This window comes from Nocardia sp. NPDC051787 (genome assembly GCF_040681325.1).
Taxonomy (GTDB): Bacteria; Actinomycetota; Actinomycetes; order Mycobacteriales; family Mycobacteriaceae; genus Nocardia.
Genome location: NZ_JBFAYO010000011.1, coordinates 1 through 12,423, shown reverse-complemented (window position 1 = coordinate 12,423; position 12,423 = coordinate 1). Strand labels below are relative to the sequence as shown.

Below are 12,423 nucleotides of genomic sequence, written 5' to 3'. Positions count from 1 at the left end.
CCGCCCACACCTATCGATCCAGAAATTACCGGGAGCAGCAGCCTAATAGGCCATCAGGCACGCCTGCGGCCGCGCCTGGGCCGCCGCTCGGATTCGTGGCGGACGCGGTCGGCGAGTTCGGCGGGAATGTGGCCGGCGATGTCGGCTCGGGAGGCGATCATCAGCTTCTGCCGGATGGCGGCGACCTGCGCGTCAACCGTCCGGATGGAGCTGCGCCGCCGGGCGGCGATGGCGCTGTTGGGCCAGCCCGCCGCGGCTAGGATGGCGACGTCGCGTTCGGCCTGGGACAAGTCGTTCCAGCGCGAGCTGGGCCGCCGCGACGCGGGGCGGGCAGCGCTCGGCCGGTCCGGCCGCCGGGGCGCGGGCGTCGATTCGGTGGCCGGCCACCACAGCGCGTCCAGCTCGGGGCGCAGCCGGGTCCGGCGCTCGGCCGAAGCGTATGCCCGGTCGCCGAGTACCGTGCGCGCGACCTCCGCGGCACTGCGGATCTCGGCGGCGACCAGCGGCACCCGGTCCACAGCGATACCCATCGAGCGCTGCCGCGTCTTGAAACTCCCCACCAAATAGGCGATTTCGGTCGCCGCGGTCGCTGCCGCCGCGGGATCCCCACCGTCGGCCCGCTCGGCCATGAGCACTTGGCCCATCGCGACGATGTGCGCGCCCACCGCCCAGGTCGCCGTCCAGGTGTCCCGCTCACCGCGGTGGCGGGTGAGCACGCCGTGGGTCATCGCCAGCGCCTCGGCGGCGGACCCGTGTTTGGCCAGCGCCACCGCCCGCGCGATCTCGGCCCACGCCGTCGAGAGCGTCGAGCCGGACGACACCGACCGCTCCAGGAATCGCGCGGTGTTCTCCAGCGCCTGCTGCCGGTCACCGACGAGGGCGGAGCAGAACGCAACGAACACGTCGCTGCGCTCGGCGCCGATGCGGTCGCCCTGCTCGGCGAACTTGTGCCGAGCCCGGGTGAGGACGGTGATCGCGCGCGGGTCGCCGCGCACCAGCATCAGCTCGAGGCCCCACATCCATTCCACCGGCGCGGGCAATCCGAAATCCGCGTCGGTGTAGCGCGGCCCCGCCCCGGCCGGCGCGGTCATGCAGTCGGCGAGCAACTGCGGGATGTTGTCGCTGCGCCCCTGCCACAAAGAGATCCAGCCGAGCAGCGCGGTGGCGAGGTCGGCGACCCCGGAGGGACGGAGCCCGGCCGCGTTGGTGGCTTCCAGCGCGCGTTCGGTCAGCCGAGTCAGCGCGCCCGCACCGTACTTGACGAACGGGATCTTCATCGAGAGCAGGACCGTGGCGGTCTCCAGCGCGATCACAGCCTCCGCCGGATCGGCGAGGCCGGATTCGATGCCGAGCACGATGTCGTTCCACGCCGACCGCGCCCAGGCCAGCCAGGCCAGGTCGTGCGGGCCGAGCCAGATGGCCTGTCCGGCGACAACCTTGTCCCGGAAGTACCGGCGGTGCCGGGCGGCGAGGCGGTCGAACTCGCCGCGGTCGCGGCGGCGCAGGTGATCGCGAGCGAACACGCGCACGCTTTCCACCAGGTACCAGCTGACGGTCGTCGCGGTCAGGTGCGCCGACACCAGCGATTGTTCGGTGAGCCGCTCCAGCAGGTGTTCGATGTCACGCGCGGGCAAAGAGTCGTCGGCGCACACCGCGATCGCGGCATCGAGCTCGATACCGCCACGGACGGACTCGTCATCGGTCTCGTACCCCGCGGCGAAGACCGACAGCCGCTCCAGCAGCAGTTGCTCGGGCGGGCTGCACAGCGCGAAGGACCAAGCGATGACGTCGTAGACGCCGCGGTGGCGCTCCTCGGCGCCTGCCCGGGCTCCGTGCGTCCAGCGCAGGCGCTTGTCGTCGGCGTCGCCGGTGAGTTCCCGCAGCACCATCACCGGCGGCTGATGCCGCAGCCGGGCCGCGGCCAGCCGGATGAACAGCGGGTTGTGGTCGACCCGGCGGCAGATCCGCGCCGCGACGGCGACCTGCTCGCGATCGTCCGGGATCGCCCGCCCGATGAGTTCGGCACGCTCGCGGAACAATTCGAGCGACTGGCGCGGCGACAGCGGCGGCACGGCCAGGAGGTACTCGTCGGCCCAGCCGATCGGCTCGCGGCTGGTGGCCAGAATGGTCAGCCCCGGCGCGGCATCCAGCAGCTCGGCGATCATCGCCGCGACCGCGCCGAGCAGGTGTTCGCAGTTGTCCAGCACCAGAACCGCACGCTCCGCGGAACGGTCCCCGCTGGTAAAAGTGCGCACCAGCGCGGCACCGGTGGGTGGGGAGCTGAGATCGGTGCGCACCGCCGACTGCATCACATCCTGCGCGGTCGCGGTGCTGTCGGGCTCCAGCTCGGCCAGCCGCGCCCAGTAGACCGGCCTGCGCCCGGCCCGCGAGCCACGGCGCAGCGCCTCCGCGGCTAATCGCGTCTTGCCGATCCCACCGGGGCCGACCAGGGTGATCAGGCGGGCGTCACCGTCCAGCAGCGCGCCCAGCCGGTCCAATTCCGTCTCCCGGCCGATGAATTCACTGGTGGACGCAGGCAGCACGTCGCCACGTGCCTGAACCAGGGACATACAAACGAAAGTTAGCCGACGACGCGCCCACGCGCTGAGCAATCAGAGGTTAACGTTCGTCTCACATCCCGTGTGGGCGGTCCCCGGCGGCCGCGCGCACTACACTGTCGACGCCGCGGCCGTCTGCTGGTAGTGCATTTGGACGACCGCGCTGTCGAAGGTCATCACGTCGACGAGCTGCAGCCCCGAGGCCACCGCGGGCGTCGGGAACAACGGGACGCCCCGACCGAGCAGTATGGGGTGGACGAACAGCCGGTACTCATCGATCAGGTCGTGCTTCATGAACGCCGACGCCGTCTCCGCGCCGCCGAACAGGACCATGTCGCAGCCGGGCTGCGCGCGTAGCGCGGTGATCTGCTCGACCAGATCGTCCCCGACGATGCGGGTGTTCCACCCGGCGGCGCGCAGGGTCCGGGAGAAGACGAGCTTCGGCGTCTGTTTCCAGCACCGCGCGAAATCGACGTAGAACTCCGAAATCGCCGGATCCACGTCGGCGGTCGGCCAGAACGATGCCATGATCTCGTACGTCTTGCGGCCGTAGAGGAACAGGTCGGCCGAACGCAGTTCGTCGAGGAACGACTCGCACAGTTCCTCGTCGACCACTGGCCAGTGGATTTCCTCATCCGGCCCCTCCGCGAAGCCGTCGAGCGACATCTGCATCCACAGTGTCACGCGTCCCATTGCCCACACCCATCTGCTGCCCTTGTGCGACGGTCAGATTGTCGGGGAGAGCGACACTTCGGCGCATCGGTAGGTCGGTGGAAGACATACTTAGGTAGACGACGAAAGGTGGCGTCGCAACAGTACGAAGGCGCGCCGAACGAGGCCAATATACCGCTAATTAACGGCACGTTACTGTCACGTATCTCCACTGATGGGAATCTGAAATGGAGATATTCCAGCGGTTTCGGCCGCGCGCGCCGATCAATCCTGCGACAGGGTCTCGGAAAGCTCGGTGTCCTGGTCGAGATACTTTGTGACGAAGCGGTTTACGAGTTCCACGGCGGTCTCGCCGGGGACCGCGCGGCTGTCCGCCAGCCGTTGCGTGAGGTCGGCGACCTCCGCCGGGCCGCCCGGCGAATCCTGGAACGACGCCCAGGCCGTGCGCCGGAACAGGTCGACGAAGCGGCGGGCGATCCGGTCGGCGTCGGCGCGCAGTTTCTCCAGCTCGCCGAGCGCTTGATCGGCCGGGATGCCCGCGGCGGTCAGGCGATCGAAACCGTGCGCCAGCCGCCGATCCGCGATCCGGTACGTCGCCGCGTCCACGGGCTCGTACAGACCCGCGGCGACGACCCGCGCCAGACCGTTGGGCACGTCGCGGTAGCGGTCGGCGAGTTCGGTCGCCGCGATGGTGTCCCCGGTATCGACGGCGGCCGCCTCTGGCGCGCCGGGCTCGCCGACGCCCAGGATGTCGCCCAGGTCGTCGCCGCGGTCCCAGGCGTTGAGCAATTCCTTGATGCCGTTGAGTTTGATCCCCCGGTCGAGCAGCCTGCTGATGGTGCGCACCCGGTTGAGGTGGTCCGCGCCGTAGAACCCGGTCCGCCCCTTGACCTGCGGAGGCGGCAGCACCCCGCGTTCGTGGTAAACGCGCAGGCTGCGCACGGTCGTACCGGCCTCCCGCGCCAGCTCGTCGATCGTGTACTCCACACCCGCAGTCATACTTCAAGGAAACCACATCGCAACACGGCGCGACGGCCGGTGCGCGGCCATTGCCTGCGCGACCGACCGGTCTCCAGCGACAAACCAGCAAACGCCGTGCGCGTGGTGGCCATCCATGCTCAGGAGGCGCGGGCGCCACCCCGCGGCCGAGCACCCTTCCCGCCCTTGGAAACCCGCTCGGTGCACGGCTTTTGCCGCTGCACCTATCCTTCCGGCATGGGTGAATCTGCGGGCCCTCCGGCCAGTATCGCCGACCGGGAGCGGGCACTTCGCGAGCTGACCCAGCACTTGGGCGCGGGCAGAATCGGTCTGGCCGAGTTCGACGAGCTCAGCGCGGCCGTCGCGGCGGCGACCAGCAAAGCTCAGCTGGCCGAGCTGTTCGCCGAGCTGCCCGGCAGCACACCGCCCGCACCCGAGGTCATCCCGGCCAATCCGCTGCCCCGCCTCGTCGTGCTGGCGGGGGCGGCAGTGGTGTTCTCGGTGGTGCTCGCGGTGACCACCGGCAACTGGCTGTGGCTGCTGGTGATCCTGGCGGCGCCAGCGCTTTTCATGCTCACCGCGCGGACCACCTGAGTCCGGTCACCACCGCGACTTCGGACGCACGTAGTTGGCCAGGTCGACCAAGCGGTACCGGTGCAAGCGATGCGGCGCGATCCGCGCCAGCGCACGCAGGCTCGACTCCAGCCCGCGTTGCAGCCCCAGCAAGGTGAACGGGAAACCGAGCAGGGTCGCTTCGGGACTGGCCGATTGCCCGCCAGCGCGCACCCACTCCAGCGCCGCGCCCACCACGATGACCTGCAGTTGCAGCGCTCGTGGCTCGTCCGGCGCCGCGTCCAGGCGCGCGGCGGCCTCCAGCAGGTCAGCCTCGGTCGTCTCCGGGATCGGTTGGGAAACCAACAGCAGGCACCCGGTCATTCGCGCGATGTTCTGATATCGCGATGCCTCCGGCACCTGGTCCAGGACCTCCACGGCCTCCAGCAGCCCGCCGTCGGCGGCGAGTCTGCGGGCCAAGCCGAAGGCCGCGCTCACCACGCCGTGGTTGGTCCGCCACACGGTGCGGTAGTACTCCTCGGCGAGCCCGCCCCAGTCGGTGCCGTCGGCCGCGTCCCCGAGATGTTGCAGGGTGAGTTCCGCCGTTGCGGCCAGCGCCAGCGCGGGGGCGATCTCGCCGGGCAGCATCCGATGCACCAGATCGAAGTACTCGAAGGCGCGCTCGTACTGCCCGTCCAGCAGCGCGGCGACCGCGGAGTACCACTCGATACGCCAGTCGGTGCCGTAGTCGGGCCGCAGATCGGCGAGCCGATCGCACGCGGCCACCACTTCACCGAGGTCGAGGTGTGCGCGCACCGCGGTCAGCGTGCCCTCCAGCTCGAAGGTCTCCGGCTCCCGGATCGTCCCGGAGACGATCCGGTCGGCGGTGCGGCGCAACGCGTCCAGGGCATGCCTCGGGTCGCCGTGCAGCAGCGTGGACAGCAGGTCGGCGCTGGGGTCCTCGCCGTCGATCAACGGAACCGGCAGAGCCGCGACGACGCTCGGCGCGTCCAGCGCGGGCAACCGGTGCCGCCCGTCGGCCATCCCGTCGGTCTGCCCGATCAGCGTCTCGATGCCGAAATCGCCACGCATCGCGCCGAATTCGAGCGAAGCCTGGGGGTGCTCCTTGCCCGTGTCGTAGGCGAGCACCATCCGCAGGACACCGGCGAGCTGGCCGTACATGGCATAGGCGGTCGGGAAGCGGCGGCGGGGATCCGGATCGGTCGCGCGCTCCAGCAGCCGGTGCAGCGCGGGGTAGCGCCGCAGCAGCGGCTCCTGCTCCAGCGCGGGAATGCCGGGCAGCTGGTGGCCGTCGGCGTTCTTGGGCATGTCCATGACCAGCGCGGCCAACGTCCGCCCGACGGTGTAGATGTCGGAGGCCACGGTCGGGCCGGTCTCGGTGATCTCGGGAGCCTGGTAGCCGGGGGTGCCGTAGATGCTGCCGTAGGACTCCATCGCGGCGACCGCGCCGAGGTCGATCAGCTTGACCTCGTCCTCGCTGACCATGATGTTGTCCGGCTTGAGGTCGTTGTAGGCCAGCCCGAACGAGTGCAGATAGTCCAGCGCGGGCAGGATCTCCATCATGAAGGCGATCGCCTCCGAGACCTGAATACGTTCCGGCGCACGGAGGTCGAGCATCTTCTTCAGCGAGCGTCCGCCGACGTACTCCATGACGATGTAGCCGTCGGCCACGTCGCGGCCGGAGCGGTGCTTGACGAAGTTGTGGATCTTGACGATGCCGGGATAGGCCACCTCGGAGAGGAACTGGCGTTCGGCGAGGGCGACCACGTGCGCTTCGAAGTCGAGCGGGTTCTGCAACCCTTTGAGCACCACCCAGCGATCGCTCACATTGCGATCGACGGCGAGGTAGATCCACCCGAGCCCGCCGTGGGCCAGACAGCCCTGGACCTCGTACTGGTCGGCGACCATCTCGCCCGGCTGGAGCGAGGGCCGGAAGTTGAACGGGGAGCCGCATCGGCCGCACTCCCCCTCGACCGCACCCGGCCCGGCTTCGGCCGTGCGGCCGACCGGCTGCTGGCACTTCCAGCAAAATCGTTTGTGCTCAGGGACTTCCGGGTCTTGCATGACCGCGGTGCGCGGATCGAGCGGGCTCACCTTGGGCATGGACACCAGACCACCACCCAATCTGCGCACACTCGGCCGCGAGCGCGCGCTGCGCCCGGAACCGGGTTCCGATTCGAGTTCGCCGAGCAGCAGCTCGGCGGTGCCGATGGTCGGCTCCGGCGCGGTGTCCGGAGCGGTCGAGGGCTCGACGACGCTCGGGACGGAGTCCACGGCGACGGTACGTTTCGACCGCTCCTCGACCCACCGCGGTGTCGACCACGGATCGGGTAGTCGTGGGGCCACTTCGGTTTTGAGCAGGTGCCGAGTTGCCCAGGGGTGGGAAGTTCGCCGAGGCACCTCGGTGCCGCGCATTCGCCGATTCGCCCACGGATGCCCGAGTGGACGGTCGGATGCGCTGGGGTGCTCGGGCATACGAACCTCTCAAACCCACCGTTGAATCGGGGTTTCATTCTGGTCCGCCGCCTGTCGATGCGCAGAGTGTTGTTCCCGGCATTGGGAATAGACCCGCCCCGGGCGAGAGGCCCGGGGCGGATACTGGCTCACTCCTCGTCGGGCTTGTCGAGGATCACCACCGTGTCGCCACCCTGTTCGCGGCGCTTCGGCCGCTCGGCCAGGACCGGGAACTGTCCGGTGACGCCCTCGCGGATCGCCGCGATCTGCAGCACCCGCTTGCGGGCGAGGAACCAGCCACCGACCAGCGCGGGAATCATGATGACCACCATCGCGATCACCGCACCACGCTGCACATGGTCGTCGCTGAAGGCCATCAGGACGACCACTCCGACCAAGAACACCAGGGTGGCGTAGCTGGTGTACGGCGTGCCGATCAGCCGGAAAGACGGCCGTTCTACCCGGCCGGTGCGCGACCAGCGCCACAGCTGCAGCTGGCAGACCACGATCGCGGCCCACGCGAAGATGGTGCCCAGCGCCGACATGTTCAGCACGATCTCGAACGCCTGCTCCGGCACCACCGCGTTCAGGCCGACGCCGATCAGCGCGACCGCGCCGGTGGCGAGGATGCCGACGTAGGGCACGCCGCCGCGGGACATCCGGGCCGCGATGGTTGGCGCGCTGCCGTTCATCGACATCGAGCGCAGGATGCGGCCGGTCGAGTAGAGGCCGGCGTTCAGGCTGGAGAACGCCGCGGTCAGCACGACCAGGTTCATCACCGAGCCGGCGCCGTCCAGGCCGAGCTTCGAGAAGAAGGTGACGAAGGGGCTCTCACCGTTCTTGAAGGCGGTGTAGGGCAGCAGCAGACCGAGCAGGACCAGCGAACCGACGTAGAACAGCGCGATCCGGGCGATCACGGAGTTGATCGCGCGCGGCATGATCTTCTCCGGATTCTCCGCCTCACCCGCCGCCGTGCCGACCAACTCCACCGCGGCATAGGCGAAGACGACGCCGGTGGTGACCAGGACCAGGGGCAGCAGGCCGCTGGGGAGCAGACCGCCGTTGTCGGTGATGACACTGGGGCCGGTGACCTGACCGTCGACTTTGAAACGGCCCGCGAGGAACACCGTGCCGACGATCAGGAAGGTGACCAGCGCGACCACCTTGATCAGCGCGGCCCAGAACTCGAGCTCGCCGAACCACTTCACCGAGATGAGGTTGATGCTCACCACGACCGCGAGGGAGACCAGGGCGATCAGCCACTGCGGTATCGCCTCGAACGCTCCCCAGTAATGGACATAGGTCGCGATGGCGGTGATGTCTACGATCCCGGTCATGCACCAGTGGAAGAAGTACATCCACCCGACCGCGAATGCCAGCTTCTCGCCGTAGAACTCACGCGCGTAGGAGACGAACGATCCGGAGGAGGGGCGATGCAGCACCAGCTCACCGAGCGCCCGCAGGATGAAGAAGACGAATACGCCGCAGATGGCGTAGACGAGGAACAGACCCGGGCCCGCGCTGGCCAGTCGCCCGCCCGCCCCCAGGAACAACCCGGTGCCGATCGCGCCACCGATCGCGATCATCTGCAGCTGACGGGGGCGCAGGGCCTTGTGGTATCCCTCGTCCTCCTCATGCAGCGCGGCACCGGGTGCGGGCGCCTCCGCGGGAGGTCGAACTGTGGTCATGGCGATGGCCTTTCAGGTGACGGCGATCATAACTTCGCTCAATGTACCGTTAGATAGCGGTACGTTCAATAGCGACTCGCCACTTGTAACATGCTGGACATCAATGGCTTTGAGAAAAAGGCGTCCGAGCAGCAGTAATCGCAAAAATGAATCATTGAACGAGCCACTCGGTATCGGTACGCTCGATGGGGAAAGACAGTAGAGGGAGCGCAGATGGCGTGGTTCGAGCGGGAGTTCATCGCGGTCCCCGAGGAGCGCAAGAACCAGCTGGTCTTCAAGTGGCCGGATGTCAACATCCGCCGCTACAGCCGCGCGATCGTCAACGCCGACGAGATCGCCCTCTTCGTCCAGTCCGGGCGGGTGATCGCCGCTATGGGCCCGGGCCGGCACCGCATCGATGCCGCCGAGCTTCCGGTGCTCGGCGCACTGGTCGACACGGTCACCGGCGGGAACTTCTATCGCGCCGAGCTGTATTTCGTCTCCACACGAGAGTTTCCGGGGATTCGGTTCGGCGGTCGGCTGGCCGACATCCTCGACCCGGTCAGCGAGCAGGTGGTGACCCTGCGCGTGTTCGGCGAGTTCGCCCTGACCGTCCGCGATCCTGCCGAGCTGCTCACCCAGCTGGCGGGCACCGCGGACCTCACCGACCAGCAACGGGTGCAGAGCTGGTGCGCCGACCTGCTGCTCAAGTCCATGAAAATCGCGGTTACCCAGGGCATCTCGCGCGGCGATTGGCAGGTGCTCGGGCTCTCGGCGCAGTTGCAGCCGATCGAGACCGCGGTGCTGCGCCAGACGAACACGGCACTCTACGAATACGGCCTGCGCATCCCCAGGATCGGCAACTTCGACATCTCACTGGCTCCGGAAGACGCCGACCGGCTGAAGCGACTGGCCAAGGACGTCAAGTACATTTCCCTGACCGGCGATTTCCAGCGCTACGCCGCGGGTGAACTCGCGCTCGGCGCGAGCCAGGGTTTCGCACACGGTCACCACCACGGCGCTGACGGCGGATTCCTCGGCGCCGCTCTGAGTTTGAACGCCATCGGCCAGCAGGTCGGCACCCCTTCCGCCGCACCGCAGCTGCCGCCCGCTGTTCCGGAGGCGGCCCAGGTGTCGTGCACCGCCTGTGCTGCCGCGAACCCGGCGGGCGCGCGGTTCTGTATGAACTGCGGTGCGCGCCTCGCGCCGCAGCCGCGGCACTGTCCCAGTTGCGGCGCGGAATCCGCCGCATCGGCCAAGTTCTGCGGTGCCTGCGGAACGCCGATGCCCGGAGGCTGACGCCGAGCGCGCCATGCCTCCGGGCATCGTCGGATGGATCAGCCGGCGACCGTCGGTGCGACGGCGGTCGACTCACCACCGCTCACCATGCCGCGGACCTGCCGCGCCGCCACCGAGAGGGCGGCCAAGTCGTGGGTCTCGGCGGCGAAGATCTGCGCCAGTGACGCACGGGCGCGGGCCAGCCGCGACCGGTTGGTCGACTCCCAGTACGCGATCTTCTCGGCGGTGCTGTCCTGCGGTTCGGTAGCGGTCAGCACGTCCAGCGTCAGCGAGCGCAGCGAATCGTAGAGATCCTCGCGCACCGCGAGCCGGGCCAGCGCCCGCCAACGCCCGCCGCGCTCCAGGTTGCCCACCGCGGTCAACAGGCGCTCGATCTGGAAATGCTCGTTCAGCGCGTAGTACAGCACCGCGACCTCCGCGGGCTCGCGGTCGGCGATGTCGGCCAGGTCGATCACATCCAGCAGCGGGAAGCGGTGGATCAGCCCGAAGGCCTCCTCGGCCAGCTCCCGCGGCGCGCCGCGGGAGATCGACCGCCGCGAGCGCTCGGCGAGATCGTCGGTGAGGTTCCCGGTCAGCCAGGCGGGGACTTGGCCGGCCAGGGCACGCACCCCGTCCCGGTACCTGGCGATGTCGGCGCCGATCGCGATCGGCTGCGGCCGGTTGGACAGCAGCCACCGCGACGCCCGGTCGAGCGTGCGCTTGGTCTCCAGCTCCAGTTCGTTGCGCGCCGCCGTGGACATCGGTGTCTGCCTGATCCGCTCCCACAGAGTGTGCAGGTCGAAGATCTCCACCGCCGCCTGGTACGCGCGCACCGCGTCGTCGGTGGTCGCCCCGGCCTCCTCCGCGAGCCGGAAAGCGTAGGTGATGCCGCCGTAGTCGACCATCTCGTTGACCACGACGGTGGCCACGATCTCGCGCCGCAGCGGGTGCCTGCCGATCGCGGCGGCGAACCGCTCGCGCAGCGGCGCGGGGAAGTAGGCCGGCAGCACCGACGCGAACGCGGCGCTATCGAGCAGGTCGCCAGCGAGCAGGTCGGCCTTGAGCGACAGCTTCACGTGCGCCATCAGATTGGCCAGCTCGGGCGAGGTCAGCCCGGTTCCTTCGGCGGCACGGCGGGCCAGCTCGGCATCCGTCGGCAGCGCCTCGAGCTCGCGGTCCAGGCCGCGGCGCTGTTCGAGGTCGTTGATCAGCCTGCCGTGCACGCCGGACATGCCCGCGGCGTCGGCCCGCGACATCCCCAGCCGGAAGTTCTGCGAGATGTTATCGCGCAGCACGAGTTCGGAGACCTCGTCGGTCATCGAGGCCAGCAACGGATTGCGCTCGGCGATGGGCAGCTCGCCGCTGGATACGACGGCGTCCAGCAGGATCTTGATGTTCACCTCATGGTCGGAGCAATCCACACCCGCCGAGTTGTCCAGCGCGTCGGTGTTCATCCGTCCGCCATTGCGGCTGAACTCGATGCGGCCGAGCGCGGTCGCACCCAAGTTGCCGCCCTCGCCGATCACCTTGACCTGGAGTTCATTTGCGTTCACCCGGACCGCGTCGTTGGACTTGTCGCCCACCTCGGCGTTGGTCTCGGTACTCGCCTTGATGTAGGTCCCGATACCGCCGTTCCACAGCAGGTCGACCGGCGCGAGCAGGATGGCCTTGATCATCTCCGGCGGCGACAAAGTGGTCACATGTGCGGGCAGGTCGAGCGCAGCACGCACCTCCGGCGTCACCGGAATCGCCTTGGCGGAGCGGTCGTAGATGCCGCCGCCGGAGCTGATCAACGACCGGTCGTAGTCGGCCCACGACGAGCGCGGCAGCGCGAACATCCGCTGACGCTCCTGGAACGAGCGAGCCGCGTCGGGATTCGGGTCGAGGAAAATGTGGCGGTGGTCGAACGCGGCCACCAAACGGATGTGCTCGGACAACAACATGCCATTACCGAACACGTCACCACTCATATCACCCACACCCACAACAGTGAAATCCTGCGACTGAGTGTCGATCTCCATCTCACGGAAGTGCCGCTTCACACTCTCCCACGCACCCTTGGCCGTAATCCCCATCGCCTTGTGGTCATAACCCGCCGACCCACCCGAAGCAAACGCATCACCCAACCAGAACCCATAACTCTGGGCGACATCATTGGCGATATCCGAAAACGTCGCCGTGCCCTTATCCGCGGCCACCACCAGATAGGTGTCATCACCATCCCGGCGCACCACCCGCGCAGG

At 68.6% G+C, this 12,423-nt stretch carries 8 protein-coding genes; 2 read left to right on the top strand and 6 right to left on the bottom strand.

Annotated elements, in window-relative coordinates; translation table 11 throughout:
* Window positions 1-53 precede the first annotated feature (53 nt).
* The 3 genes from AB0M45_RS13805 to AB0M45_RS13795 form a co-directional block, all read right to left on the bottom strand.
* Window positions 54-2,570, bottom strand: coding sequence for an AAA family ATPase (locus AB0M45_RS13805; protein WP_364327436.1), 2,517 nt, complete (start codon window positions 2,568-2,570; stop codon window positions 54-56).
* Window positions 2,571-2,669: 99 nt separating this feature from the next.
* Window positions 2,670-3,251 carry a dihydrofolate reductase family protein gene (locus AB0M45_RS13800; protein WP_364327433.1) on the bottom strand — a complete coding sequence of 194 codons (582 nt, stop codon included), beginning with the start codon at window positions 3,249-3,251 and terminating at the stop codon, window positions 2,670-2,672.
* Between the two features lie 243 nt (window positions 3,252-3,494).
* Window positions 3,495-4,229, bottom strand: coding sequence for a MerR family transcriptional regulator (locus tag AB0M45_RS13795; RefSeq protein ID WP_364327430.1), 735 nt, complete (start codon window positions 4,227-4,229; stop codon window positions 3,495-3,497).
* A gap of 216 nt (window positions 4,230-4,445) precedes the next feature.
* Between AB0M45_RS13795 and AB0M45_RS13790 the strand changes: the two genes are divergently transcribed.
* Entirely contained in the window at window positions 4,446-4,802 is a 357-nt protein-coding gene (locus AB0M45_RS13790) for a DUF1707 domain-containing protein (RefSeq protein WP_364327427.1), read from the top strand.
* Between the two features lie 6 nt (window positions 4,803-4,808).
* Here AB0M45_RS13790 and AB0M45_RS13785 read toward each other — a convergent pair whose 3' ends face one another.
* Window positions 4,809-7,055, bottom strand: a complete 2,247-nt coding sequence (locus AB0M45_RS13785; protein ID WP_364327425.1) for a tetratricopeptide repeat protein — start codon at window positions 7,053-7,055, stop codon at window positions 4,809-4,811.
* A 329-nt stretch (window positions 7,056-7,384) separates the two neighbouring features.
* The gene (locus AB0M45_RS13780; RefSeq protein ID WP_364327422.1) at window positions 7,385-8,923 is read right to left on the bottom strand and encodes an amino acid permease; all 1,539 of its coding nucleotides are present in this window, start codon (window positions 8,921-8,923) and stop codon (window positions 7,385-7,387) included.
* A gap of 213 nt (window positions 8,924-9,136) precedes the next feature.
* On the opposite strand from AB0M45_RS13780, the gene AB0M45_RS13775 reads away from it, so the two are divergent.
* The gene (locus AB0M45_RS13775) at window positions 9,137-10,201 is read left to right on the top strand and encodes an SPFH domain-containing protein (protein ID WP_364327419.1); all 1,065 of its coding nucleotides are present in this window, start codon (window positions 9,137-9,139) and stop codon (window positions 10,199-10,201) included.
* 38 nt (window positions 10,202-10,239) lie between these two features.
* Here AB0M45_RS13775 and AB0M45_RS13770 read toward each other — a convergent pair.
* Window positions 10,240-12,423: NAD-glutamate dehydrogenase domain-containing protein (locus AB0M45_RS13770; RefSeq protein ID WP_364327416.1), on the bottom strand; the 2,184-nt coding region annotated here is incomplete at its 5' end.